Source organism: Blastococcus sp. PRF04-17, from assembly GCF_023016265.1.
Classification (GTDB): Bacteria; Actinomycetota; Actinomycetes; order Mycobacteriales; family Geodermatophilaceae; genus Blastococcus_B.
Window position 1 is genome coordinate 1335113 of the sequence record NZ_CP095412.1, and the last position, 24753, is coordinate 1359865.

At 73.9% G+C, this 24753-nt stretch carries 25 protein-coding genes; 4 read left to right on the forward strand and 21 right to left on the reverse strand.

Features of this window, described 5'->3' with window-relative positions:
- Positions 1-26: 26 nt before the first annotated feature.
- The 7 genes from MVA48_RS06730 to MVA48_RS06760 form a co-directional block, all read right to left on the reverse strand.
- Complete coding sequence (locus MVA48_RS06730; RefSeq protein WP_246987120.1) at positions 27-527, reverse strand: DUF1353 domain-containing protein; 501 nt, start codon at positions 525-527, stop codon at positions 27-29.
- Between the two features lie 133 nt (positions 528-660).
- Positions 661-1053 carry a hypothetical protein gene (locus tag MVA48_RS06735; RefSeq protein WP_246987122.1) on the reverse strand — a complete coding sequence of 131 codons (393 nt, stop codon included), beginning with the start codon at positions 1051-1053 and terminating at the stop codon, positions 661-663.
- Entirely contained in the window at positions 1053-2204 is a 1152-nt protein-coding gene (locus tag MVA48_RS06740; protein ID WP_246987124.1) for a hypothetical protein, read from the reverse strand. Before MVA48_RS06740 ends, MVA48_RS06735 begins: the two co-directional genes overlap by 1 nt.
- 293 nt (positions 2205-2497) lie before the next feature.
- Positions 2498-4744: a xanthine dehydrogenase subunit D gene (pucD, locus tag MVA48_RS06745; RefSeq protein WP_246987126.1), complete on the reverse strand. Its 2247-nt coding sequence runs from the start codon at positions 4742-4744 to the stop codon at positions 2498-2500.
- A 107-nt stretch (positions 4745-4851) separates the two neighbouring features.
- A complete protein-coding gene (locus tag MVA48_RS06750; protein WP_246987128.1) occupies positions 4852-5322 on the reverse strand; it encodes a (2Fe-2S)-binding protein in 471 nt (156 codons plus the stop codon).
- A gap of 1 nt (position 5323) precedes the next feature.
- Positions 5324-6196 (reverse strand): FAD binding domain-containing protein, encoded by an 873-nt coding sequence (locus MVA48_RS06755; RefSeq protein WP_246987129.1) that lies wholly within the window; start codon positions 6194-6196, stop codon positions 5324-5326.
- A gap of 84 nt (positions 6197-6280) precedes the next feature.
- Complete coding sequence (locus MVA48_RS06760) at positions 6281-7141, reverse strand: SDR family NAD(P)-dependent oxidoreductase (RefSeq protein ID WP_246987131.1); 861 nt, start codon at positions 7139-7141, stop codon at positions 6281-6283.
- Between the two features lie 58 nt (positions 7142-7199).
- Here MVA48_RS06760 and MVA48_RS06765 point away from each other — a divergent pair, with 58 nt between their 5' ends.
- Positions 7200-8198 (forward strand): iron-containing redox enzyme family protein, encoded by a 999-nt coding sequence (locus MVA48_RS06765; RefSeq protein ID WP_246987133.1) that lies wholly within the window; start codon positions 7200-7202, stop codon positions 8196-8198.
- A gap of 10 nt (positions 8199-8208) precedes the next feature.
- Here the strand turns inward: MVA48_RS06765 and MVA48_RS06770 are convergent, their stop codons facing one another.
- From MVA48_RS06770 to MVA48_RS06810, 9 genes are all read right to left on the reverse strand, one after another.
- Positions 8209-9099 carry a bile acid:sodium symporter family protein gene (locus tag MVA48_RS06770; protein WP_246987135.1) on the reverse strand — a complete coding sequence of 297 codons (891 nt, stop codon included), beginning with the start codon at positions 9097-9099 and terminating at the stop codon, positions 8209-8211.
- 118 nt (positions 9100-9217) lie between these two features.
- On the reverse strand, positions 9218-9565 hold the full coding sequence (locus tag MVA48_RS06775; protein ID WP_246987137.1) for a CDGSH iron-sulfur domain-containing protein: 348 nt from the start codon (positions 9563-9565) through the stop codon (positions 9218-9220).
- Positions 9566-9653: 88 nt separating this feature from the next.
- A complete protein-coding gene (locus MVA48_RS06780; protein ID WP_246987139.1) occupies positions 9654-12761 on the reverse strand; it encodes a bifunctional [glutamine synthetase] adenylyltransferase/[glutamine synthetase]-adenylyl-L-tyrosine phosphorylase in 3108 nt (1035 codons plus the stop codon).
- Positions 12762-12768: 7 nt separating this feature from the next.
- The gene (locus MVA48_RS06785) at positions 12769-13503 is read right to left on the reverse strand and encodes a type 1 glutamine amidotransferase (RefSeq protein ID WP_246987141.1); all 735 of its coding nucleotides are present in this window, start codon (positions 13501-13503) and stop codon (positions 12769-12771) included.
- A gap of 88 nt (positions 13504-13591) precedes the next feature.
- Complete coding sequence (gene glnA / locus MVA48_RS06790) at positions 13592-14932, reverse strand: type I glutamate--ammonia ligase (protein WP_246987152.1); 1341 nt, start codon at positions 14930-14932, stop codon at positions 13592-13594.
- A 95-nt stretch (positions 14933-15027) separates the two neighbouring features.
- On the reverse strand, positions 15028-16257 hold the full coding sequence (locus MVA48_RS06795; protein ID WP_246987154.1) for an NAD(P)/FAD-dependent oxidoreductase: 1230 nt from the start codon (positions 16255-16257) through the stop codon (positions 15028-15030).
- Positions 16254-16877, reverse strand: a complete 624-nt coding sequence (gene folE / locus MVA48_RS06800; protein ID WP_246987156.1) for a GTP cyclohydrolase I FolE — start codon at positions 16875-16877, stop codon at positions 16254-16256. Before folE ends, MVA48_RS06795 begins: the two co-directional genes overlap by 4 nt.
- Before the next feature lie 57 nt (positions 16878-16934).
- Positions 16935-17606, reverse strand: coding sequence for a helix-turn-helix transcriptional regulator (locus MVA48_RS06805; RefSeq protein ID WP_246987158.1), 672 nt, complete (start codon positions 17604-17606; stop codon positions 16935-16937).
- Between the two features lie 38 nt (positions 17607-17644).
- The gene (locus MVA48_RS06810; protein ID WP_246987160.1) at positions 17645-18070 is read right to left on the reverse strand and encodes a hypothetical protein; all 426 of its coding nucleotides are present in this window, start codon (positions 18068-18070) and stop codon (positions 17645-17647) included.
- A 108-nt stretch (positions 18071-18178) separates the two neighbouring features.
- On the opposite strand from MVA48_RS06810, the gene MVA48_RS06815 reads away from it, so the two are divergent.
- The 3 genes from MVA48_RS06815 to MVA48_RS06825 are packed head-to-tail and all read left to right on the forward strand — an operon-like array spanning position 18179 to position 22023.
- Positions 18179-20017 (forward strand): NAD+ synthase, encoded by a 1839-nt coding sequence (locus tag MVA48_RS06815; protein ID WP_246987162.1) that lies wholly within the window; start codon positions 18179-18181, stop codon positions 20015-20017.
- Positions 20014-20847 (forward strand): 3-methyl-2-oxobutanoate hydroxymethyltransferase, encoded by an 834-nt coding sequence (gene panB / locus MVA48_RS06820; protein ID WP_246987170.1) that lies wholly within the window; start codon positions 20014-20016, stop codon positions 20845-20847. The genes MVA48_RS06815 and panB overlap by 4 nt, the downstream gene beginning before the upstream one ends.
- 57 nt (positions 20848-20904) lie before the next feature.
- A complete protein-coding gene (locus MVA48_RS06825) occupies positions 20905-22023 on the forward strand; it encodes a glycosyltransferase (protein WP_246987172.1) in 1119 nt (372 codons plus the stop codon).
- On the opposite strand, the gene MVA48_RS06830 is transcribed toward MVA48_RS06825, so the two are convergent.
- The 5 genes from MVA48_RS06830 to MVA48_RS06850 all read right to left on the reverse strand — a co-directional run bounded on the left by MVA48_RS06830 (position 21932) and on the right by MVA48_RS06850 (position 24648).
- Positions 21932-22369, reverse strand: a complete 438-nt coding sequence (locus MVA48_RS06830; RefSeq protein WP_246987174.1) for a DUF2784 domain-containing protein — start codon at positions 22367-22369, stop codon at positions 21932-21934. The genes MVA48_RS06825 and MVA48_RS06830 overlap by 92 nt on opposite strands.
- 28 nt (positions 22370-22397) lie before the next feature.
- A complete protein-coding gene (locus tag MVA48_RS06835; RefSeq protein WP_246987176.1) occupies positions 22398-23162 on the reverse strand; it encodes a helical backbone metal receptor in 765 nt (254 codons plus the stop codon).
- Positions 23146-23838: an NADPH-dependent F420 reductase gene (gene npdG / locus MVA48_RS06840; protein WP_246987178.1), complete on the reverse strand. Its 693-nt coding sequence runs from the start codon at positions 23836-23838 to the stop codon at positions 23146-23148. The genes MVA48_RS06835 and npdG overlap by 17 nt, the downstream gene beginning before the upstream one ends.
- 90 nt (positions 23839-23928) lie before the next feature.
- Positions 23929-24111: a hypothetical protein gene (locus MVA48_RS06845; protein ID WP_246987180.1), complete on the reverse strand. Its 183-nt coding sequence runs from the start codon at positions 24109-24111 to the stop codon at positions 23929-23931.
- 63 nt (positions 24112-24174) lie between these two features.
- Positions 24175-24648 (reverse strand): cupin domain-containing protein, encoded by a 474-nt coding sequence (locus tag MVA48_RS06850; protein WP_246987182.1) that lies wholly within the window; start codon positions 24646-24648, stop codon positions 24175-24177.
- Between the last annotated feature and the right edge of the window lie 105 nt (positions 24649-24753).

Here is a 24753-nt window from a genome sequence, read left to right on the forward strand (position 1 = left end):
CGCGCGCCCGGACCGACATCGGATCGTCATGTCCGCAGGACCAGCTCCTCGCCACGGGTCGGCGCGACGAGGGCGACGAGACCCTCGGCGAGGCCGTAGACGACCAGCCCGGGGAGGATGAGCAGCCCAGGAGGGACGACGAGCGGCGCGGCCACCGCGGAGATGAGCAGCACGCCGGGGGCGCTGCTGGACCAGCCGGCCCGCCGTCGGGGATTGGCGAGCGCCCCCCACCGGACGCCGGCCCACATCAGCCAGCGCCGGATCACGGGCACCCCGCTCTCCCGCATCACTCTTCGGAAGATGCCGTCGGCATCGTTCGACGTGACCGCACCCGACCGGAGGCCGTCGGTGACCAGCCAGTCGTGCAGGATCGCGGCGAGCGTGTACGCGCCGAACCGCGGCACGAGCCAGGTGACCACCCGGGGGACGGTCGCGAAGTCGGTCCGGAACCCGGCCGGGACGACGAACCGCTGCCGGTTCCCCTGGTAGACGAGCTCGTCGACGAGCGCCCATGTCTCGTCGTCCACGCTGCGAACGGTCAGGATCACTGGCTCGAAAGGCACGACTCACCCTGCGCCGGCCGCCCGCCGCCCGCCTCTCGGTGGTCGCCGGACGTACCAGGCCCCGCCCCCGGACGAGGACGGGGCCTGGTGTCGCCGATCAGCTTGCCGCCAGACCCCACAGCGCGCCGAAGCCGGCCGCGGCCAGAGCCGACACCCCTTGCACCCGCCCCGTCTCCGCGGACCGCGACCGCCGGGCGAGGAGGTACCAGGCGGCCGAGAGCGCGAAGCCGGCGAACAGCGCGGCGAAGGCGGACTCACCGTAGGAGAGCCGGGCACCGCGCATGTACTGCACCCCGAGGAGGACCCCCGCGGTGACAGCCATCATCGGCACGGCCCTCAGGTCGACCGGAGAGGGTTCCCCGAGCCGCCGGTCGGTCTCGCCGTCCCGGCTGCGCAGCACCTCCCGGATCCACAGGGCCATGGCGACGACCATGACGACGGCACTGGTCGCCGTCACGGCGACCAGCGCGATCACGACGACGGCGTCCATCAGAAGCAGCCCTCCTTGATCTGCGTGATGCCGAAGAAGTCGAGCACCGACGCCCCGGCGATGGTCCGCGCCCGAGCCAGCACCCGGGACCGCTCCGCGGAGGTCGAGGCTCCCACGAGGAGCTTCGCCGCCTCGTTGGCCCCGCCGACCGAGCGGACCCAGGCACGCGCGGCGCTGACCGCTTTCACGATCTTGATCGCCTTGCCGACCACGAACACCGTCGTCAGCGCCACGAAGACGACCGCGGCGGCGCACTTGGCGATCTTCCATGCCGTGCTCCACCACGGGTCAGCGGTCACGGGGTAGGTGTGGTCGCCGACGTGGTGCTCGACGACCTGCACCAGGTCGCCGCCCCGGATCTCGTAGTGGGTGGGGACCGCCAGGCCGCGGGCGTCGACCGCCCAGGCGGGCGCCACGCGGCTGACGACGATCGTCTCCACGCTCGTCACGCCCGTCTCGGGGTCGGTCACGGCGATCGAGCGGATCATGTCGACCCCGCCGTCGGCGGCCGGCTGCGGGGTGACGCCGTGGGGCAGGCTCAACGGGTAGACGAACTCGGTGGGCGCTTCCGGCCCGTTGAGCACGGTGTTGACCCGCACCGAACCGTCCTGACCCGGCTGCGCGGCGACGTCGACCGTTCCGGACCGATCCGCGTACAGGACCGTGCCGTCCGAGGCGACCTGCGCGTCCTCGTGCGTTCTCGTCGTGGGCAGGCCGAAGCTGACCTCCGTCCCGGTGGAGACCGACGTGTCGACCGAGACGCTCCCTGTCGCGGCCATCGGGAGCTCGACCACGGTGGTCGCCGACGCCTCGGACTCGGCGGCCTCGGCGACCAGCTCGGTGAACAACGCCGACTGCTCCGGCGTCAGGTCCGCCTCCGCGGCGACCTGCGCCGCCTCCTCGACCGCCGTGGTGACGGCCGCGGCGATCTCAGCGGGCGACGCGGACGTCGTCGCGACCAGGGCATCGCCTTCCCGCTCGGTCGCCGCGATCGCGACCGTCTCCCCCACGGCGTCGGTGACGGCCGTGTTGACCGTCGCCGCCACCTCCTCCACGGGATCTGTCGAGGCAGCCGCAGGCTGGGCGCCCGTGACGACGAGCGCGGACACCACGAGGGGCAGGGTCGTGCTGACCCAGGTTTTGCGATTCACGGCACTTCCTTCGGCTGGAGGAACCACACGGGGTGACGAAGGCCGCCACCCGGCGCGACACGGTAGTTCCGGAACAGGACCAGCCGGACTTCTCGGCCGCGACTCGCCGCACGCCGGTGTCGCCCGCGGGGGCCGGCCGTGTCGGGCACGCGGAGGACCACAGTTCTCGCCGGGTTCAGCGCCCAGGATGTGTGAGGTGCTGCACTGGCGCGACCGTGCGCAGCGAGCCGAGAGCGTGGGCCGGGAGCGTGGGCCGGCGGGCGCGTGGCGCCCCTGCCGGGCCGGCGCCGGGCTCAGGTGCCGGTGATGTGCTCAGGTCGGATCGGCACCCGGCGCAACGGCTTGCCGGTCGCGGCGCGGATCGCCGCGGCCACCGCCGGGCCCGACGAGATGGTCGGCGGCTCGCCCACCCCGCGGACGCCGTAGGGCGCGTGCGGGTCGCCGTATTCGAGCACCTTCACCTGCATCGGCGGCATGTCGAGGATCGTCGGGATCAGGTAGTCGGTGAACGACGGGTTCCGCACGTGGCCGTCGGTCACCACGATCTCCTCCATCAGCGCCAGGCCCATGCCCTGCGCCGACCCGCCGTGGATCTGGCCGACGACCGCGTCCGGGTTGATCGCCTTGCCGACGTCCTGCGCGGTGTCCAGCGCGATGACCTTCACCAGGCCCAGCTCGACGTCGACGTCGACCACCGCCCGGTGCGCGGAGAAGGCGAACTGCACGTGCGCGTCGCCCTGGCCGGTCTCCGGGTCGATCGCGTGGGTGGGCCGGTGCCGCCACTCGACGGTCTCCTCGACGGCGTCGTCCCCCAGCACCTCGCCCAGCCCGGTGAGCACCTCCCCCGAGAGGCCGACGATCTTCTCGCCGTCCAGGCGGAGGTCCCCGGCGGGCCGGCCCAGCAGGCCGGCCGCCCGCTCGAGGACGACGGCGCGGACCGCTTCGCAGGCCGCCTTCACCGCTCCGCCGGTGACGTACGTCTGCCGGGACGCCGACGTCGACCCGCCCGAGCCCACCGCGGTGTTCTTCGGGTGGACGACGACCCGCTCCACGCCGAGCTCCGTGCGGCAGATCTGCTGCTCGACGGTGATCAGGCCCTGGCCGACCTCGGCGGCCGCGGTGTGCACGGTCGCGACCGCCTCGCCGCCGGTCATCTCCAACCGCACCCGCGCGGTCGAGTAGTCGTCGAACCCCTCGGAGAAGCCGATGTTCTTGTAGGTCACCGCGTACCCGACGCCGCGCACGACGCCCTCCCCGTGCGTGGTGTTGCCGACCGCTCCGGGCAGCGAGCGGAGATCGGACTCGGCGGAGCGCTCCGGAGGCATCGGCAGGTCGGCGACGATCTGCAGCAGCTCGGCGACCGGCGCGGCCGAGTCGATGACCTGCCCGGTGATGTTGCGGTCGCCTTCCTGCATGCCGTTCCGCTGCCGGATCGCCACGCGGTCCAGGCCGACCGCGTCGGCGAGCTCGTCCATCAGCGCCTCGTGGGCGAAGGCCGCCTGCACGCAGCCGAACCCGCGCATCGCCCCGCACGGCGGATTGTTGGTGAACACCCCGTAGGCGTCGACCGACACGTTCGGGATGCGGTACGGACCGAGCCCCAGCGTGCCGGCGTTGCCGACCACCGCCGCGGTCGACGACGCGTACGCCCCGCCGTCGAGCACCGTCCGAGCGCGCGCGTAGACGAGGGTGCCGTCGCGCTCGGCGCCGAACTCGTAGGTCATGGACGCCGGGTGCCGGTGCACGTGGCCGAAGAACGACTCCTCGCGGTTGTAGGACATCTTCACCGGCCGGTTGGTCCGCAGCGCCAGGAGGCAGGCGTGGACGTGGACCGAGAGGTCCTCGCGCCCGCCGAACGCGCCGCCGACCCCGGACAGGTGCAGCCGCACCCGCTCGGGCTCCATGCCCAGCGCGAGGCAGATCTGCCGCTGGTCGACGTGCAGCCACTGGGTCGCGACGTAGAGGTCGACCCCGCCGTCCTCGGCCGGGACGGCGAGCCCCGACTCCGGGCCCAGGAACGCCTGGTCCTGCATGCCGACCTCGAAGTCCAGCGAGACCACGACCGGCGCGGTCGCCGTCTGGTCCCCCCGCCGCAGCTTCAGGTGGCGCACCAGGTTGCCGGGCCGGTGCACGGGCGGGGCGTCGGGGTCCATCGCGCGCAGCGGGTCGGTGACGGCGGGCAGCACCTCGTAGTCGACGCGGATCCGGGCCGCGGCCCGCCGCGCGGTCTCCGGGTGGTCGGCGGCGACCAGGGCGACCGGCTCGCCCTCGTACCGGACGAACTCCGAGGCGAGGACCGGTTGGTCGGCGTGCTCGAGGCCGAACGCGTTGTCGCCCGGCACGTCGTCCGCGGTCAGGACGGTGGTCACGCCGGGAACCGTCAGCGCGTCGCTCACGTCGATGCGCCGGATGCGGGCGTGCGGGTGCGGCGAGCGCAGGGTCACGCCCCAGACCATGTCGTCGTGCCAGAGGTCGCTGGCGTAGGCGAACTCGCCGGTGACCTTGAGCGTGCCGTCGGGCCGCAGCGGGCTGTCACCCACCCGCCCGGCGGTCGGCGTCGTGGGCGCCGCCGTCCGCCTGCCCACCGAGGTGCCAGAACCGCGGTTCCGGTCGCTCGCGGAGGGGCCAGAACCGCGGTTTCGGCTGCTCATGACCGGGCCTGCCGGTCGGCGGCCAGCCGGACCGCGTCGAGGATCTTCTCGTAGCCGGTGCAGCGGCACAGATTGCCGGCCAGCGCCTCGCGGATCTCCAGGTCCGAGGGGTGCGGGACCCGGGCGAGCAGGTCGTGCGCGGCGATCAGCAGCCCGGGCGTGCAGAAGCCGCACTGGACGGCGCCGCACTCCACGAACGCCTCCTGGACCGGGTGGAGCCGGTCGCCGTCGGCGAGGCCCTCGACGGTGCGCACCTCACGGCCCTGCGCCTGCCCGGCCGCGACGAGGCAGGCGCACACCGGCTCGCCGTCCAGGTAGACCGTGCAGGAACCGCACTCCCCCTGCTCGCAAGCGTTCTTGGAGCCGGGCAGCCCCATGCGCTCGCGGAGCACGTAGAGCAGGCTCTCGCCCGGCCAGACGTCGTCCACCTCGTGCTCGGTGCCGTTGACGGTGGTGGTGATGCGCATGTCAAGCCGCCTTCCTCAGGTCGTTCCAGGCCCAGGTGGCGGCGCGCCGCGCCATCACCGACAGGGAGTGCCGTCGGTAGGCGGCACTCCCGCGGACGTCGTCGATGGGGGACGCCGCCTCGGCCACGCGCTCCCCGAAGGCGCGAGCCAGGGCCTCGGGCAGCTCGCCGCGCGACTCCCAGAGCCCGGCGGCCTCGAGCTCGCCGGCGAGGAAGGTCTCGGCCTCGGGAGCGCGGTGGGGCGTGGGTGCGGCCGAGCCGATGCCGGTGCCGACCGCCTTCCGGTCGGGGTGCAGTGCGCAGGCGAAGGCCGACACCGCGATGACCATGGCGTTGCGCGTGCCGACCTTGCAGAACTGCTGCGGACCGGCGGCCGGCGGGACCAGCACGGCGGCGATCAGCTCGTCGGGCTCGAGCGCGTTCCGCTTCACGCCGGTGTAGAACTCCGCGGCCGGGATCCGGCGGATGCCCCGCGCCGCCGAATCCACCTCCACGACGGCCTCTGCCGCCAGCAGCGGCGGATGGGCGTCACCGGCCGGTGACGCCGAGCCGAGGTTGCCCCCGACCGTGCCTCGCACGCGGATCTGCGGCGAGCCCACCGTGCGCGACGCCATGGCCAGGCCGGGCAGCCGGTCGCCGAGCTCGTCGATGATCCGGGCGTAGGTCACGCCGGCGCCGAGGCGGATCGCGCCGTCCTCGGCCGTCCACTCCCGCAGCTGCGGCACCCGCCCGAGGTCGAGCAGCGCGCCGGGCCGGCGCCGGTCGAAGTTGAGCTCGACCATGACGTCCGTGCCGCCGGCGATGGGCAGCGCGTCGGGGCGCTCCGCCCGGATCGCGAGGGCCTCCTCCCACGAGGCCGGTTGCAGGTAGTCCATGTGACGCAGACAACAGCCCGGAACGTCCCGTGGCAAGGGCGCCACGACCAGCGTGTCCGGACTGCGATCACCGGCCTGAGCAGGTCACTCCGTCCGCTTGGCCACCGCCCGGGCGGCCAGCGACCGGAGGCGGCCGGTCGACCGCGACAGCACCGCGTCCAGGAGGCGGTTGACCGGGGTCACCTCACCGAGCCGGGCGAGGCCCGCCCACCGGGGGACGGCGACGGTCCGGGAACGCGGCGACGAGAGGCAGCCGGCGATCTGCTCGGCCACGCGCTCGGGCCGGATCCCCCGGGACAGCCGGCCGGCCGCGTCGGCGTCGTCCCGGGGCGGGGAGCCGTGGCCGCGGGCCAGCCACTCGGTCGAGACGAAGAACGGGTTCACCGAGTGCACCCGGATGCCGCGGGCGCTCACCTCCCGGCGCAGCCCCTTCAGGAACCCGTCCAGGCCCGCCTTGGTGGCGGAGTAGACCGTGAGCGGCGGCACCTGTGCCCAGGCCGCGACCGACGAGACGGCGACCACGTCGGCCCGGCCGTGCGCGGTGGCCGCGGCCAGCAGGTGCGGCAGGGCCAGCCGGGTCAGCTCGATGACACCGGTCAGATTCAGGGCGACGATGCCCTCGACCGCCTCGCCCGGCGTGTCCTCGAGCAGGCCGGCCCACCCCAGCCCCGCGTTGTGGACGACCGCGTCGAGCCGGCCGTGCTCCTCGAGCACCGCCTCGACCAGCCGGGCGCGGTCGGCGGCGTCGGCGACGTCGGCGACCACCCCGGTGACGCCTGCCAGCCCGCCCACCGCCTCGTCGAGCCGTTCCCCGTTGCGGGCGCAGGTGACGACGCGGACACCGGCCGCCGACAGACGGAGGACGGTGGCCCGGCCGATGCCGGCGCTGCCGCCGGTGACCAGGACGACTCGATTCCTCGGATCCACGAGGTCTGTCCTACCCACGGGGGACATCACATGCGGGCGGCGCATCGAATTGCGGGCGGTGGGCATGATCGGGGCCATGCGCCTGCCCGAGCCCCGTGGTCCCCTCAGCGAGGCCCTGGTCCACGACCTGGCCACCGGCACCACCCTCTCGGCCACCACGATCGAGCGTGCCGACCGCGTCGCGGCGCTCACCGACGACGACCTCCAGCTCAGTCTGGCGATCTGCTACGAGCTGCACTACCGCGGCTTCGACGACGTGTCCGACGCCTGGGAGTGGGATCCCCAGCTGCTCGGGGTCCGCGCGGGTCTGGAGAAGCGGCACCTGGCGGCGCTGCGGGAGCGCGTCGGACCGCTCGGGGTGACCGACGAGCCGATCGACCGGCAGCTCACCGCGCTGATCGCCGCCGACGACGGGCCGTCGCTGTCGTCGTACATGGCCAAGCAGGGCACGGTCGAGCAGTGGCGCGAGTACCTCACGCTGCGCTCGGTGTACCACCTCAAGGAGGGCGACCCGCACAGCTTCGCCATCCCGCGGCTGTCGGGCCGCACCAAGTCGGCCATGGTCGAGATCCAGGCCGACGAGTACGGCGGCGGGACGGCGGAGCGCATGCACAGCACGCTGTTCGCCGGGATGATGCGCGCCCTCGACCTCGACTCCACCTACGGGGCCCTCTGGGACGACGCCCCGGCCGCGGCCTTCGCGTCGGTGAACACGATGTCGCTGTTCGGGCTGCACCGGCGCTGGCGCGGTGCCGCGCTCGGTCACCTCGCCTGCGTGGAGATGACGTCGTCCGAGCCGAGCCGCCGCTACTCGGCGGGCCTGCGCCGACTGGGCTTCGACGAGCGAGTCACGGTCTTCTACGACGAGCACGTCGAGGCCGACGCGGTGCACGAGCAGATCGCCTCGGTGGACATGTGCGGCTCCCTGGTCGCCGAGGAGCCGGAGCTCGCCGCCGACGTCCTGTTCGGAGCCGCCTGCTCGCTGGCCATGGACGGCGTCGCCGCGCAGCACCTGCTCGGCGCCTGGGAGTGCGGCCGCTCGGCGCTGCGGCGGGAACCGCCGCTCGCCGCCTGACGCGCCGGGATCAGGCGCCTGCGGGCTGCTCCTCCGTGACTCCGGTCCGGGTGGAGCGGGTGATCGCCCAACCGAAGACCGCGGCAGCCGGGAACATGATCACGCTGTACACGGCCGCGGGGACGGCGAGCTCGACGCTGCCCAGCACGCTGATCGCGATGGCGATCGCGAGGGTGCCGTTGTGCACCCCGATCTCGAACGCGCTCGCGAGCGCCTGCTTGTGGGTGACACCCAGCGCCCGCGGGACGAGGAAGCCCAGGGTCAGGCTGGCCAGGCAGAACAGCAGCGCCGGCAGCCCGACGTCGCTGAGGTAGTCGACCACGTCCTCGCGCTCGGCGATGATCGTGCCGACGATGACCAGCGCCAGCACGACCGCCGAGGCGATGCGCACCGGCTTGTCCATGCGGTCGGCGAACGCCGTCGCCCGCTGCCGCACGAACATGCCGAGCGCGACCGGCACCAGCACGATCGCGAACACCTGCAGCGTCTTGCCGAACTGCAGACCGAGGCTGCCGCTGTCGGCAGGCTCGAAGTAGGCGATGGCGAGGTTGGTGATCACCGGCAGGGTGACCACGGCGATCAGCGAGTTCACCGCGGTCAGGGAGATGTTGAGGGCGACGTCGCCGCGGTAGAGGTGGCTGAAGAGGTTGGCGGTCGTACCGCCCGGAGAGGCCGCGAGGAGCATGAGTCCGACCGCCAGCAGCGGGGGCAGGTCGAAGGCGATCACCAGGCCGAAGCAGATCGCCGGCAGCACCAGCAGCTGCAGGACCAGGGCGATCACGACCGCCTTCGGCTGCCGCCCGACGCGGGCGAAGTCGGCGAGCGTCAGGGACAGGCCCAGCCCGAACATCACGAGGGCGAGCGCGAGCGGCAGCAGGACGGTGGTGAGCGCGGAATCCATGCGGCCCTCCGGGTCGGGCGCCGGTCGCTCCTGGCGCGCGTCCGGTCAGGAGTGCATGGTGACGCATCCAGGCCCGTTCCCGCAGGTACGGCACACGCGAGGGTGAACCGGCGGGACGTCAGGCGCCCGGACGGCGCGTCTCCCGAACGATCTGGGCGGCGGGCCGGGGGCGGCTCGGCGCGCTGGGCGCCGAGAATCCCGATCGCTTGTGCGCGCCGTCGCAGAACGGCTTGATGCCCGACTTGCCGCACCGGCACAGCGCGATCGTCGACCGGCCGGGGTCGATCTCGACGCCGTCCTGGTCCACCAGCCGGAAATCGCCCCGGACGAGCAGCGGACCGTCGCGGTAGGGCGTGATGGTCGCGCCGGAGCCGAGGCCGGCGGTCTGCGCCCCGAGGGCGGCCTCGACCTCCGGATCCTGTCCGTCGTCGGGCAGGTCCGGTTCGGCAGGCAGCGCTCGCGACACGTCGTCCACACTGCCCGGTGGGCGGTCCCGCCACACCCGCCGGACGCCGCACGGCCCCGGACGGGTGAGGGGGCCGGCCGCGTACCCGTCAGGGCGTGGGGTGGCCGTAGAACACCTCGTCGACCACCGACCGGGCGCGCCGGGTGATCCGTCGGTAGTCGTCGAGGAACTGCCCGGGGTCCTGATCAGGGCCGTAGCCGCAGGCCCGCGCGACCCCGACCAGCTCGGTGCCCGGCCGCGGGAGCTGGTCGCTCGGCCGCCCGCGGACCAGGAAGATCGCGTTGCGCGCACGGGTCGCCAGCTCCCAGGCCGACCGCAGGGCGTCGACGTGGGCGGCGTCCAGCAGACCGGCGTCGCCGAGGGCGTGCAGTGCCTCGACGGTCGCGGACGCGCGCAGCACCGGCGTCCGCGACGCGTGCTCGAGCTGGAGGAGCTGGACGGTCCACTCGACGTCGGCCAGCCCGCCCCTGCCGAGCTTGGTGTGCGTCGCCGGGTCCGCGCCCCGCGGCAGCCGCTCGCGTTCGACCCGGGCCTTGATCCGGCGGATCTCCGCGACCTGCCCGTCGGTGAGTCCGTCGGCCGGGTAGCGGAGCGGGTCGATCAGCGCGACGAAGTCGGCCCCCAGCTGCTCGTTCCCGGCGACCGGCACCGCGCGCAGCAGCGCCTGCACCTCCCAGACGTCGACCCACCGCGCGTAGTACTCGCGGAACGCGTCGAGGCTGCGCGAGAGGGCGCCCTTCTTGCCCTCGGGGCGCAGGTCCGCGTCGATCTCGAACGCCGGGTCGGGCGCCGGCTCGCCGAGCAGCCGCCGCAGCGTGTGCGCGATCGCGTTGCCCGCCGCGGCGGCCCTGGACTCGTCGGCGCCTGCCCGCGGCCGGTGCACGAACAGGACGTCCGCGTCGGAACCGAAGCCCATCTCGCCACCACCGAGGCGGCCCATGCCGATGACGGCCACGTCGGCAGGTACGTCGGCCACGTCGAGACCGGCCTCGATCGCGTACGCCCGCTCCGCGACGTCCAGGCCGACCTGGAGCGTGGCGACGGCGATGTCGGTGAGCGCACGTCCCAGCCGGACGACGTCCAGCCGGCCCAGCAGGTCCGCGCAGGCCACCCGCAGGAGCTCCTGCCGCCGCAGCCCGCGGAGCACCTGGATGCCGGCTTGCGGATCGGGTGCCCGGCCGGCGGCCTGCCGCCACGCGCCGGCGAGGGTGCGGGCACTGCGCGGCTCCAGTTCCGCGTCGTCGGCGAGCAGCCGCAGCGCCTCGGGGGTGCGGGTGAGCAGTGCGGCGACGTACTGGCTCGAGCCGAGGAGCTGCGCCAGCCGCTCGGTGACCTGGCCCTCGTCACGGAGCAGCCGCAGGAACCACTGATTGCCGCCCAGTGCCTCGCTGACCTGCCGGTAGGCCAGCACACCGGCGTCGGGGTTGGGGCAGGAGGCGAAGGTCTGCAGCAGCACCGGCAGCAGGTACTTCTGCATGGACGCCGAGCGGGACACGCCGGTGGTCAGCGCTCCGAGGTGGCGGAGGGCACCCTCCGGGTCGACGAAGCCGAGCGCCCGCAGCCAGTCGCCGGCCGCCTTCGAGTTCAGCTGCAGGTGCTCCCCCGGCACGCGTGCCACGGCGGAGAGCAACGGGCGGTAGAAGAGCTTCTCGTGCAGCCGCCGGACCTCCCGGGTGTGCAGGCTCAGCTCGGCGTCCAGGACGTCGACGGCCTCGCCCCGGTGGTCGGGCTTGTAGCCCAGCGACCGGGCGAGCCAGCGCAGCTGCTGCTCGTCGGTGGGCAGCAGGTGGGTGCGGCGGAGGCGCAGCAGTTGCAGCCGGTGCTCGACGGTGCGGAGGAACCGGTACGAGGCGATCAGTGTCGCGGCGTCCTCCCGTCCGACGTAGCCGCCGGCCGACAGGGCCTGCAGTGCCGGCAGCGTGCCGCCCAGCCGCAGCGACGGATCGGCCCGGCCGTGCACCATCTGCAGCAGCTGGACGGCGAACTCGACGTCGCGCAGGCCGCCGCGGCCGAGCTTGAGTTCCCGGTCGGCCTGCGCGGGCGGGATGTGCGCCTCGACCCGGCGGCGCATGGCCTGCACCTCGGCGACGAACCCGGGCCGGTCCCCCGCCGTCCAGACCATCGGCCACAGCGCGTCGACGTAGGCCCGACCGAGATCGGGGTCGCCGGCGACCGGCCGCATCTTCAGCAGGGCCTGGAACTCCCACGTGTCCGCCCACTGCCGGTAGTAGGCCTCGTGCCCGGCGACGGTCCGCACGAGTGCGCCCGCCTTGCCCTCCGGCCGGAGCGCGGCGTCGACCTCCCAGGCGGCCGCGTGGCAGATCCGCATGAGCGAGCTGGCCACCTTCGACGCGCTCGCCAGGGCCGGCGCCTCCGGGTCGCTGGGGTCGACCGGCTCCCCCACGAAGACGACGTCCACGTCGCTGACGTAGTTGAGCTCGCGGCCACCGGTCTTGCCCAGCGCGATCACCGCCAGCCGGCACGCCGCGGCGTTCGCCGGCTGCTCGGCGACCGCCAGCGCCATGCCTGCGGTGAGCACCGCGGCGGCGATGTCGGCGAGTTCGGCGGCCACGGCGTCGGCGGGGAGGCCGTCACCCAGATCGCGCCCGGCCAGCGAGAGGATCGCCCGGCGGTACGCCTCGCGCAGGGCGCCGATGCGCTGCGGCGTGGCGTCGGGCGCCGCCTTGCCGAGGCGCAGGCCCCACGGCGGATCGTCGGGGTCGGCGCCGACCGCGGTCAGCATGTCGCGGCGCAGCTCCTCGGCGCTGGGCCCGTCGGTGCCGCGGGCGTTGCCGTCGCCGTCGTCGTCCAGCACCGTCCAGTCGCCGGGGTGGGCGGCCAGGTGGTCGGCCAGACCGGAGCTGGCGCCGAGCACCGCCAGCAGCCGGCTGCGCAGCAGACCCGATCCGCGCAGGCCCGCGAGCAGTGCGGCGGCGGCTGCGCCGGAGGCATCCGAGGCGTCCAGCGCCTCGACCAGGCGGTGCAGCGAGCGGACGGCGAGGTCGGGGTCCCCCGCCCGGGCCAGCGCCGCGACGACCGGTCCGGCCTCGGGGTCGGCCGGCTCGTTGCGCTCGAGGTCCCACAGGCCGAGCGCCGGGTCGGACAGCAGGCGCGCCGCGCGGGCGCCGTCCCCGAACCCGAACCGGACCAGCCGCACCACGGCAGGGCGCGGGATCTCCTCCTCGGCGAGGGTCATGGCGGGGTCAGGCCGCCTGGCGGGCGGCGTGCGCCCGGACCAGGTCGGCGAACCGCGCCGCGAACGGGGCCCACGTCTCCTCGATGTAGGGGTGGGCCTCGTCGGAGAGCCGGCAGATCGTCTCGCGGTCGTACGGGCTGGCGGCGACGCCGACGACGTCGCGCTCGGCCCACTCGTGGACGATCTCCGGCGTCGTCTCGATGTGGAACTGCAGCCCGTAGACGTGCCGGCCGACCCGGAATGCCTGGTTCGCGTACATCGGGCTGCTGGCCAGCAGCACGGCGCCGGTCGGCAGCAGCGAGATCTCGTCGTGGTGGAACTGCAGCACGTCGGGCGAGAGCGGCAGCGGGCCGAAGACGGGGTCCTTGTCCGCAGCGTCGCGCTTCGCGACCAGCAGGGCGCCGACCTCGGGACCGTCGACGCCCTCGCGCACCTGTCCTCCGCCGACCTGGGCCAGCAACTGGGCGCCGAGGCAGATCGCCAGCGTCGGGAAGTCGGCGGCGAGCGCCTGCTTCAGGAGCGTGCGGACCCCGGCGAGTTCGGGGCTGGTCTGCTCGTCGTCCAGCGCCGACTGCGGCCCGCCCAGCACGACGAGGCCGTCGTGCTCGTCGAGGCCCGCGGGCAGCTCGTCGCCGGAGTACACGTGCCGCTCGTCGAGCTCCATGCCGGCGTCGACCAGCCACTCGCCGAGCCGGGCGACCGGGTCGGTGTGGTGCACGACGGCGACGAGCAGGCGGGTCACCCCTCGAAGGTTAGTTGCCGCCTCATCAAGGAGCCGAAACCGCGGTTTCGGCTCCTCCCGGGAGGAGCCGAAACCGCGGTTTCGGCTCTTAGAGGCCGGGGAGGTAGCGGCGCAGCTCGAAGGGCGTGACGTTCTGGCGGTAGGAGTTGAACTCCTCCCACTTGTTGCGCAGGAAGAACTCGAAGACGTGCTCGCCGAGGGTCTCGGCGACCAGCTCGCTGCCCTGCATCGCCGTCAGTGCCTCACCGAGGGACACCGGGAGGTCCTCGTACCCGGCCGCGCGCCGCTCGGTGTCGGTCAGCGACCAGACGTCGTCCTCGGCCTCGGGCGGCAGCTCGTAGCCCTTCTCGATGCCCCGCAGCCCGGCCGCCAGCAGGACGGCGAAGGTGAGGTACGGGTTGCACGCGGAGTCGGGTGACCGCACCTCGACGCGCGCCGACTGGGCCTTGCTCGGCTTGTAGGACGGCAGCCGCACCAGCGCCGACCGGTTGGCCCGGCCCCAGGTCGCCGCGGTCGGCGCCTCGGTGCCGGCCAGCAGCCGCCGGTAGGAGTTCACGGTCTGGTTGGTGACGGCGGTGTACTCGCGGGCGTGGGTGAGCAGCCCGGCGATGAACTGCTTGCCGGTGGTCGACAGCCGCATCGGGTCGGCCGCGTCGTGGAAGGCGTTGCGGTCGCCCTCGAACAGCGACAGGTGCGTGTGCATCGCCGATCCGGCGAGCTCGGTGAACGGCTTCGGCATGAAGGTGGCGTGCACGCCCTGGGCCAGCGCGACCTCACGGACGACGTGCCGCAGCGTCATGATGTTGTCGGCCATCGACAGGGCGTCGGCGTAGCGCAGGTCGATCTCCTGCTGGCCGGGCGCGACCTCGTGGTGGCTGAACTCCACCGAGATGCCCATCGCCTCCAGCGCGAAGACCGCCTCGCGACGGAAGTCGTGCGCCACGTTGTGCGTGGAGAGGTCGAAGTAGCCGCCGGTGTCGGCCGGCTGCGGCGGCGTCCCGTCGTCGGGCAGGTCGCGCAGCAGGAAGAACTCGACCTCCGGGTGCGTGTAGAAGGTGAACCCCATGTCGGCGGCCTTGGCCAGGGCGCGGCGCAGCACGTGCCGCGGGTCGGCCCAGGCCGGTGACCCGTCGGGCAGCGTGATGTCGCAGAACATCCTCGCCGTGTCGCTGGCCTGGCCCTTGGCCGCCGGCATCACCTGGAACGTGCCGGGGTCGGGCTTGGCCAGCATGTCCGACTCGTAGACGCGGGCGAAGCCCTCGATCGCCGAGCCGTCGAAGCCGATGCCCTCGGCGAACGCGGCCTCGATCTCGGCCGGGGCCACCGCGACGGCCTTCAGGTAGCCCGAGACGTCGGTGAACCACAGCCGCACGAAGCGGATGTCTCGCTCTTCCAGGGTCCGCAGGACGAACTCCTGCTGTCGGTCCATGCTCGGCATGATCGCGTCCGCTCGTTTCCGGGATGTGACGTCCTCCCAAGCCTGCCCCGTCCGAGGGACGTGCTCCACCCCGGCGCGCTGGGGAGCTAGGCCGCCAACCGCTCCAGCGGGGTGTCCGGATCGGTCAGCGAGGCGACCGGCACCTGGCGGCGGGTGCGGATCAGCTCCTGGATCGGGCCCGTCACGTCCCACACGTTCACGTTCATGCCCGCCGTGACCCGGCCGTCGGCGAGCCAGAAGGCGATGAACGCCCGCTCGTCGACGCTGCCGCGGCAGACCACGGTGTCGCCGGGCCCGGCCAGTCCCGAGTACTCCATGCCCAGGTCGTACTGGTCGGTGAAGAAGTACGGCACCCGCTCGTAGCTGACGGGTTGCCCGAGCATCGACCGTGCCACGGCCTGCCCCTGGTTGAGCGCGTTGGCCCAGTGCTCCACGCGCACGTGCCGCCCGTAGAGCGGATGGAACGCCGACGCGACGTCGCCTGCGGCGAACACGTCCGGGACGGCGGCGCGCAGGCCCTCGCTCACCACGATGCCGTTGTCCACCTCGACCCCTGCGGCCGCCGCGACCTGGGTGTTCGGCACGACGCCGACGCCCACCACGACGAGGTCCGCCGGGATGCCGGCGTGGCCGTCGGTGACCACGGAGCTGACCCGGCCTCCCGACCCACGGAACTCGCGGACGCTGGTGCCGGTCAGCAGGTCCACGCCGTTGTCGCGGTGCAGACCGGCGAAGACGGCGCCCATCTGCGGTCCGAGCACCGCGTGCAGCGGGGTCGGCTGCGGCTCGACCACGACGACGTCGTTGCCGTGGTGGCGGGCGGCCGCGGCGACCTCCAGGCCGATCCACCCGGCGCCCACGACCACCACGCGGCGGCCGCCCTCGGAGAGCTCGGCCTTCAGTTCGTCGGCGTCGGCTGCCGTCCGCAGGTACCGGACGCCGTCCAGGTCGGCTCCGAGCACCGGCAGCCGGCGGGGCGAGGCGCCGGTGGCGAGCAGGACCGCGCCGTAGCGGAGCTCGGACCCGTCGCCGAGCGTGAGGCTGCGCCCGGCCACGTCGAGCGCCGTCGCCCGGACACCCGTCCGCAGGTCGACGTCCTGCTCGGCGTACCAGCCGGCGTCGTGCACCTGTGCCTTCTCCCGCGGCGCCGTGCCGAGGAGGTAGTCCTTGGACAGCGGCGGCCGCTCGTAGGGCAGCTCGGGCTCATCCGCGAGCAGCACGACGGGCCGGTCGAAGCCCTCGGCCCGCAGCGTCTCGGCGGCCCTCGCGCCGGCGAGTCCCCCGCCGACGATCACGAACGGTTCCTGTGTGGTCATCGCGACCGACCTCCCGTGCCGGTGAGTGCGAAGAACTCCTGACGTGATCGCGCGTCCTCCCGCAGCAGGCCGTGCAGCGCTGAGGTGATCGTCCGCGACCCCGGCGCCCGCACCCCGCGCAGCGACATGCACAGGTGCTCGGCCTCGACCACGACGCCGACCCCGCGCGGGTCGAGGTTGTCCTGCAGCCAGTCGGCCACCTGCTGGGTGAGCCGCTCCTGCACCTGGAGGTCGCGGGCGAACAGCTCGAGCACCCGGGCGAGCTTGGACAGGCCGAGGATGCGGTCGCCCGGCAGGTAGCCGATGTGCGCGACACCGGAGAAGGGCAGCAGGTGGTGCTCGCACAGGGACCGTACGGGCAGGTCGACGGCGAGGACCAGCTCGTCGTAGCCCTCGTCGTTGGCGAACGTCGTGAGGTCGAAGCCCGGCGCGGTGAGCAGTTCGGCGTAGGCGCCGGCGACCCGGCGGGGGGTATCGGTCAGGTGGGGGGACGCCGGGTCGCGGCCCAACGCGCGCAGCAGATCGGTGACCGCCCGTTGCGCGGCCGGCAGGTCGATGGGCCGCCGCGCGTGCCGCACCCGCGTGCGCCGGCTCGCATGGAGGACGAGGTCGGCGGTCACCACGACTCCTTCTAAGAGGAACCCTTACTCGTAGTAGAGTCCCGAGCCGGGCAGCTGTCAACCCGTCGCGGCCACCGGCTCCAGGACGACGCAGCAGCGACCGGGAGCGGGCGCCAGGCGGGCCGCGAGCCCGGCCTCGACCGCGTCCAGCATTCCCGCGAGCAGCCGCAGGTTCATGCCGCAGACGAGCTCGGTGTGCGCCTGTGCCAGCGCGTGGAACGGGCAGTTGACCAGCGAGATCACCGCGCCCTCCTCGCGCGGCTCGAAGCCGTGGGTCTCCAGGACCCCGAGGACGGCGGCCCGCCCCCGCGCTGCGCCGGAGGCCAGCTCCCGCCCCCGCTCGTAGGCCCGCCGGTCGAGCACCTCGCGGGGGGACCCGCCGGCCTCGCTCGACTCCGACAGGGCGCCGGCCAGCAGATCACCGGCGAGGTCGTAGTGACGCTCGGGCAGGGAGACATCGACCGTCCCCTCGGCGCGGCGGTAGAGCTTCGCCGGCCGGCCGGCGCCGGGACCGGTGCGCCCCGAGCGGCGCTCGTAGTGGACGTCGAGCAGGCCCTCGGCGACGAGCCGGTCGAGGTGGAAGGCGGCCGTGGGCCGAGGCACTCCCGTCGCGCCGGCGACGTCGTCCCGGCTGAGCGGGTTCGGCGAACGGGCGACGTGCTGGTAGAGGCGACGGCGGGTCGGCTCGGCCAGCGCGGCGACCGCGGCGACCCGGGCATCGCGCTCCACGCGGCCACTCTAGAACCAAGAAGCGTGGACGAAACAGCTCAGATCGCGGCGGGCTGGTCGTCGGGGTCGTCGTCCCGCTCGTCCGGATCGCTGCTCAGCCGGAACGGCTGCTCGGGCTCCGGCGAGGGCAGCGCTGCCGCGCCTGCCACCGGCTGCGGCCGGGGCCGGCGTGGCACGCCGACTCCCGCTCCGCCGCCCCTCCCCCGGTACACCAGCAGGCCGGCCACCGGGTCCGGCACGGCGTCCAGCGCGGCCCGTACGGCCGGCAGTCCGCGGAAGCGCTCGAGCCGGTCGTCGTCCGCGAACACCAGCTCCAGGACGACGCCCCAGCGGGTGTCGTGCCATTCCCAGTACTGGGCGCCGTGGGTGATCGCGGCCTCGACCAGGCCGTGTTCGTACGCCCGGCGCCAGGCCGACGCCGGCTCCCCGCCGTCGAGGACCTCGACGGTGAGCCACTCGGGCACGCCGTCCACGCTAGGCCGGTGGGCGCCCGTGATCCAGGGTCCGGAGTGACGGCGGTCACTCCGGCCCCGTCTGGCCGCCTGACCGGCGGCGAGACGAGACTGTGCCCCGTGAGCGATCAGCAGCAGGTGCAGTTGCGCGTGGGCCTGGCCCAGATCGACACCCGCGTCGGTGACATCGCGGGCAACGCCGAGCTGGTGCGCACGTGGGCGGCGAAGGCGGCCGGGGACGGCGCGCACCTGGTCGTGTTCCCGGAGATGACCCTGACCGGCTACCCGGCGGAGGACCTGGTGCTGCGCGAGTCGTTCGCGACCGCCAGCGAGCAGGCGCTGGTCGACCTGGCGGCGCGGCTGGCCGACGACGGGCTGGGCGAGATCGCGGTCGTGGTGGGCTACCTGGCACACACCGAGGGCGCCGGGCCGGCTCAGGTGGACCACCCGCCGAAGGACGACGCCGACCGGCCCGGCGACGCCAATCCCCGCCGCGGCGCGCCCCGCAACGCCGCCGCCCTGCTGCACGGGGGGCAGGTCGTGACCCGGTACTTCAAGCGGCACCTGCCCAACTACGGCGTCTTCGACGAGGCCCGCTACTTCGTGCCCGGCACCGAGCTGCCGGTCGTGCGCTTCCGCGGGGTGGACGTCGCGCTGACCATCTGCGAGGACCTGTGGGTCGAGGGCGGGCCGTGCGGCGTGGCCGGGCAGGCCGGGGTCGACCTGGTCGTCTCTCCCAACGCATCCCCCTACGAGCGGGCCAAGGACGACCTGCGGCTGCCCCTGGTCCGCCGGCGGGCCGCCGAGGCGCGGGCCACGATCCTGTACTGCAACCAGGTCGGCGGCCAGGACGAGCTGGTCTTCGACGGCGATTCGCTGGCCGTCTCGCCGACCGGTGACCTGCTCGCCCGGGCACCGCAGTTCGTCGAGCACTTGCTGACCGTCGACCTGGCCATCGATCCGTCGGCGGTCCCCGAGCGCAGGGACGGCCGCATCGGTCCGATGACGGTGACCCGGCACGTGCTCTCCGAGGACCCCGTGCCCGCGTTCGAGGCGCGCCCCGGCACGGTCGCCCAGCCCCTGACCGACTGCGAGGAGGTCTGGCGCGCGCTCGTCCTCGGCCTCAAGGACTTCATCGACAAGAACGGCATGCCCTCGGTCGTGCTCGGCCTCTCCGGCGGCATCGACTCCGCGGTCGTGGCGGTCATCGCCGCCGACGCGCTCGGCCCCGACCGCGTGCACGGCGTGGGCATGCCGTCGGTGCACTCCAGCGCCCACTCGCTCAGCGATGCCCAGGAGCTGGCCGAGCGGGTCGGCCTGCACTACTCGGTCGTGCCGATCGCGCCGATGGTCGACGCCTACCACTCGTCGGTGGAGCTGACCGGCGTCGCCGCGGAGAACCTGCAGGCCCGCGTCCGCGGCACGCTGCTCATGGGGCTGTCCAACCAGCACGGGCACCTGCTGCTGACCACCGGCAACAAGAGCGAGGTCGCCGTCGGCTACTCGACGCTCTACGGCGACTCCGCGGGCGGGTTCGGCCCGATCAAGGACGTCCCGAAGACGCTGGTGTGGGAGCTGGCCCGGTGGCGCAACGACCAGGCGCGCCGGCGCGGGGAGGTCGAGCCGATCCCCCAGCACTGCATCGACAAGCCGCCGTCGGCGGAGCTGGCGCCCGGCCAGGTCGACACCGACTCGCTGCCGTCCTACGACGAGCTGGACGCGATCATCGCCGACTACGTCGACGGGGACCTCGGCATGGCGCAGCTGCTGGAGCGGGGCCACGACGCCGAGACCGTCGCGCGGGTGCTGCGCCTGGTCGACGCGGCGGAGTTCAAGCGCCGGCAGTCGGCGCCCGGAACGAAGATCAGCCTCAAGGCGTTCGGACGTGACCGGCGGCTGCCGATCACCAACCGGTGGCGGGAGACGCTGCCCACGGTCCGCGAAGGAGCGCAAGCATGACCGAGTCGGTCGTCTACGGGGGGACGTCGTCCGCCCGGGTCCGCGTGCACCACCTGCAGCAGGCCAAGGAACGCGGCGAGAAGTGGGCGATGCTCACCGCCTACGACACGGTGAGCGCGTCGGTGTTCGAGGAGGCCGGCATCCCGGTGCTGCTCGTCGGCGACTCGGCGGGCAACGTCGTGCTCGGGCACAGCAGCACGGTGCCGGTGACGGTCGACGACATCCTGCTGATGACCAAGGCGGTCACCCGCTCGACCACGCGCACCCTCGTCGTCGCCGACATGCCGTTCGGCAGCTACGAGGCCGGCCCCGACCAGGCGCTGGCCACGGCCTTCCGGCTGATGAAGGAGGGCGGCGCCGCTGCGGTCAAGCTCGAGGGCGGCGTCCGCGTCGCCCCGCAGATCCAGAAGATCGTCGAGGCCGGCATCCCGGTCATGGCGCACATCGGCTTCACGCCGCAGAGCGAGCACGCTCTCGGCGGCTTCCGGGTGCAGGGCCGCGGCGACGCCGGCGCGGAGAAGCTGCTGGCCGACGCACACGCCGTGCAGGAGGCCGGCGCGTTCGCCGTCGTCCTGGAGATGGTCCCCGCCGAGATCGCCGGCCAGGTCACCAAGGAGCTGGCGATCCCGACCATCGGCATCGGGGCGGGCGTCGACTGCGACGCCCAGGTCCTGGTCTGGCCGGACATGGCCGGCTACACCGGCGGCAAGGTGCCGCGGTTCGTCAAGAAGTACGCCGACCTGCGGGCCGAGCTGCTCCGCGCGACGAGGGAGTACGCCGACGACGTCCGCAGCGGCAGCTTCCCCGGCCCGGAGCACTCGTTCGAGTAGCGCCTGACCGCACCCAACTCCCTTGTCGGACGGGAACGACCGGGCCAGCCTGGGCGCATGCGGGCGCTCTTCGTCGCCGGTCCGATGGTCGGGCACGTCCTGCCGTTGACGGCGCTGGCGGGCGCGTTCCGCGACGCCGGTCACGACGTCGTCGTGGCCACCGCGGCCGACGGGATCCAAGCCGCGCGCAGGGCCGGTCTCCCGGTGCGGGACGTCGCCCCCGGCCTGAACATGCAGCGGATCGGTCTCGGGGCGCTGGTGCGCCACCCCGTGCACGTCGGCCGCATGGCGCGCGGGGACGAGGGCACCGAGGGCGTCGGGTGGCTGTTCGCCGCCGTCAACGCCCGGATGGCCGGCGGTGTCGTGTCCCTCGCCGAGGAGTGGCGGCCCGACCTCGTCCTGCACGAGGGGCTCATGCCGGCCGGTGCTCTGGCAGCGGGCCGCCGCGGGGTGCCGTCGGTCCTGGTCGACGCCCTGATCTACGACGGGGGCCAGCTCTACGCCGCGGTGAGCTCCCGCCTCGACGGCCTCGCCCGGCGGCTCGACGTCCAGACGATCCCCTACCCTGCCGACGCCGTGGTGGCCATCCCGCCGAGTCTGGCCGGCGAACGCCGCGGCCGGCTCATGCGTTACGTGCCGGCCCCGGCGGGAGGCGAGGTCCCCGGCGGCCTCGGCCTGGACGACGGCCGGCCGGCCGTGCTGGTCAGCCGCTCGACCGTCGACGACCCGCGTCCCGACCGGATGATGTCGCGGGTGGTCGAAGCGGCCGAGGACGCCGACGTCCGGGTCGTCCTGGTGCGGCCCGACCGGGCGGTGTCGCGGCGGGCCCTGCCGCCGAACGTGACGACCACCGACTGGGTGCCGTTCGCCGCGGTCATGCCGCACGTCGCGGGCGTGGTCACCCACGGCGGGGCCGGCACGGTGATGACCGCGCTCGCCGCCGGGGTTCCGCTGCTGGTCGTGCCCGGTGCCGGCGACCGGGCGCTGCACGCGCGGCTGGTCGCGGCCCGCGGCGCCGGGCTCGCGGTGCCGGCCCAGGACATCACCGCCACGGTCCTCGAGCGCCTGGTGCAGGACCGCGGGCTCAGGCAGTCGGCCGGTGAGGTGGCCGGCGAGATCGCGGCGATGCCGGCACCGGCGGAGCTGGTGGAGCCGCTCGCCGCGCTGGCGCGGTGAGGTGGCGGCCGGCGAGCAGGCCGTAGCCGACTACGTTCGGCAGGAGGGCGGTCAGGTAGATGCCCACCTGGGTGGACGTCGCCTCGATCGGGAAGCCCAGCGGCTCGGTGATGTAGTGGCCGATGAAGCCGCCGCGGTAGCCCGGTTCGCCGGCCTGCTCCCGCAGGTACAGCTCCCACGTGGTCAGCGGGCAGTCGGAGTTCGTCAGGTACAGGCCGAGGATCGCCAGCGCCACGGGCACGTGCAGCCACAGGACCCGCGGCCACCGCAGGGCCAGCAGGGAGCCGGTCAGCATGAAGACGACGGTGGCCGCGTGCAGGAGGGCCACCGCGGAGGCCAGCACCACGGCTCCAGTGTGGCAGCAGCCCGGGCACCTACCCGCGCAACTGCCGTACCAGCAGCTCCGGAGCCTCGACCAGGGAGGGGCCGTACCAGGTGAGGTGCCGGCCGCTGACGAACGCCGCTCGCGCCCGCGGCCAGGCCTCCGGTCCGTCCTCGGGTGTGAACGGGTAGGGCTCGTCGGGGAGGACGACCAGGTCCACCTGCACCTCCGCCGGCTCCTCGGCACGGAGCTTCGGGTAGCGGTCACCGGATCCGGCGTACACGTTCCGGACACCCAGCCGGCGCAGCACGTCGCCGGCGAAGGTGTCGCGGCCCAGCACCATCCAGGGACGCCGCCAGATCGGCACGACGGCCATGAGCGGCCCGGCCTGCGGCGGATCGGCCCACGCGGCGCGGGCCTCGGCGAGCCACGTCGGGTCCGGGTGGCCCAGCACGGCGCACAGCCGGCCGAGCGAATCCAGTGCCTGGTCGACGGTCGCGGGGGCGGTCATCCACACCGGGATGCCGGCGGAGCGCAGCACGACGACGTCCTCGTCGCGGTTCTCCTCGGCGTTGGCGACCACCAGGTCCGGCCGCAGCTCGACGACGCGGTCGACGTCCGGCCACTTCGTGCCGCCGACCCGGACCACGTCCAGACGCGCCGGATGCGTGCACCAGTCGGTGGCGCCGACGAGCAGGCCGGCGTCCGTGGCGGCGATCGCCTCGGTCAGCGAGGGGACCAGGCTGACCACCCGCCGCGGCGGGTGGTCGCCGAACGGCTGCCCCTGGTCGTCGCGGAGTTCAGACGTCGGTGACACGGATGCCGGCGTGCACCTTGTACCGGCGGTTCACCGAGACGAGGTTCACCGTGAGCGCCTCGACCTGGCGGGCGTTGCGCAACCGGCCGGAGTAGATGCCGCGCATGCCGGGGAGCCGGCCGGCGAGCGCCTGCACCGTGTCCATCGAGGGACGATCGTCGCCGACCACCATCACGTCCCCGTCCAGCGTCGGCCGGGAGAGGTCCTCGAGCAGCACCGCCGACAGGTGGTGGAACGCGCCGACCACGTGCGAGTCCGGCAGCAGGGCGGCAGCCTGCTGCGCGACGCTGCCCTCCTCGACGTCCAGGACGTAGGCCCCCAGCTCGTCGAAGCCCATGGGGACGACGCAGTCGACCACGATCTTGCCGGCGAGCGGTGTGGCCAGCTCGGCCAGCGTCGCGGCGTGCCCGGCGAACGGGACGGCGACGATCACGAGGTCCGCGGCGCCGGCGACGTCGACGTTGGAGCCGCCCCGCACCGACACCTCGGCCCCGCCGGAGGCCTCCGTGGCGCGGGCCGCCACCTGGGTGGCCACCTCCGAGGCGCGGTCGGCGTCCCGCGACCCCAGCAGGATCCGCTGGCCCACGGCGGCCAGCCGGACGGCCAGTCCGCGTCCCTGGGGGCCGGTACCGCCCAGCACCCCCACGACCAGGTCCTCCACCGCGCGGTCGGTCACGCTCTCCCCCTCCGCCTGTGCCGGACTGCCCGGCGTGTCGAACCGATCATGCCGGGCCGGCTCGGGAGGCCGCTCACCCGGGGACGGCGATCAGTCGTCCTCCCACTTCCGGTCCTCGGCGGTGAGCCGCTCCTCCCGCTCGCGCACCGACTGCAGCGCGTGCTCGGCCGCCTCGCGGGTGTCGTACGGCCCGAGCCGGTGCCGTTCGGCGCAGCCGTCCCGGGGCTCGACGGTGTGGTGCTTCAGACAGAAGAACCAGGGTCCACCGGACATCAGCAGCCTCCTCGCGCGTCGGGGTCGTTCCTCCCCACCCTGTCACCGACGCACCACCGCTGCTCAGGGGTCGACCATCACCTGGTCGTGCCGGGCGTAGAAGGCCGTCATCTCCTCGGGCGTGAGGGTCCGGCCACTGCGTCGCAGCTCGGCCATCTCGAGGAAGAAGTTCTCGCGGGCGATGCCGGGTGCGAAGAGGATGAGGAAGGAGGCCCACTCGTCCCCGTCGTTGCGGAAGCCATGGGCCCCGCCCTCGTGCACCAGCGCGAAGTCGCCCGGGCCGACAGGGTCCCACGCTCCCGCGTGGTAGACGGTCAGCCGGCCGGACAGCACGAAAAAGGCCTCGGAGAACGTCTGGTGGTAGTGCGGCGCCGCCCCCGGGCTGTGCGGCGCGACGTGGTACTCGACCAGCCCGTATCGGCCCGCGGTCACCGCACCCGGCGCGACCATGCGCAGCTTGCTCGTCCGGCCGTTGGAGACCAGCGGGTGATCGGCGAGGCGGCGGACGTCGACCAGGGCGGGGTCCACATGCGACATGCGCGCCACCCTGGCAGGTCGTCACAGGGGGCGGGAGGCACGCGTGCGCGGGAGGATGGCCGGAGTCGAGCAGGTCACAGAACCGCGGAAGTGGGTCACAGAACC

Coding starts and splice junctions, on each gene's coding strand:
- MVA48_RS06755 (WP_246987129.1), bottom strand. CDS start 6,196: ATGGACTACCTGCAACCGGCCTCGTGGGAGGAGGCCCTCGCGATCCGG.
- MVA48_RS06825 (WP_246987172.1), top strand. CDS start 20,905: ATGCGGGCGCTCTTCGTCGCCGGTCCGATGGTCGGGCACGTCCTGCCG.
- MVA48_RS06845 (WP_246987180.1), bottom strand. CDS start 24,111: ATGTCCGGTGGACCCTGGTTCTTCTGTCTGAAGCACCACACCGTCGAG.
- MVA48_RS06765 (WP_246987133.1), top strand. CDS start 7,200: ATGCGCCTGCCCGAGCCCCGTGGTCCCCTCAGCGAGGCCCTGGTCCAC.
- MVA48_RS06780 (WP_246987139.1), bottom strand. CDS start 12,761: ATGACCCTCGCCGAGGAGGAGATCCCGCGCCCTGCCGTGGTGCGGCTG.
- MVA48_RS06750 (WP_246987128.1), bottom strand. CDS start 5,322: ATGCGCATCACCACCACCGTCAACGGCACCGAGCACGAGGTGGACGAC.
- MVA48_RS06795 (WP_246987154.1), bottom strand. CDS start 16,257: ATGACCACACAGGAACCGTTCGTGATCGTCGGCGGGGGACTCGCCGGC.
- MVA48_RS06735 (WP_246987122.1), bottom strand. CDS start 1,053: ATGGACGCCGTCGTCGTGATCGCGCTGGTCGCCGTGACGGCGACCAGT.
- glnA (WP_246987152.1), bottom strand. CDS start 14,932: ATGGACCGACAGCAGGAGTTCGTCCTGCGGACCCTGGAAGAGCGAGAC.
- MVA48_RS06770 (WP_246987135.1), bottom strand. CDS start 9,099: ATGGATTCCGCGCTCACCACCGTCCTGCTGCCGCTCGCGCTCGCCCTC.
- panB (WP_246987170.1), top strand. CDS start 20,014: ATGACCGAGTCGGTCGTCTACGGGGGGACGTCGTCCGCCCGGGTCCGC.
- MVA48_RS06850 (WP_246987182.1), bottom strand. CDS start 24,648: ATGTCGCATGTGGACCCCGCCCTGGTCGACGTCCGCCGCCTCGCCGAT.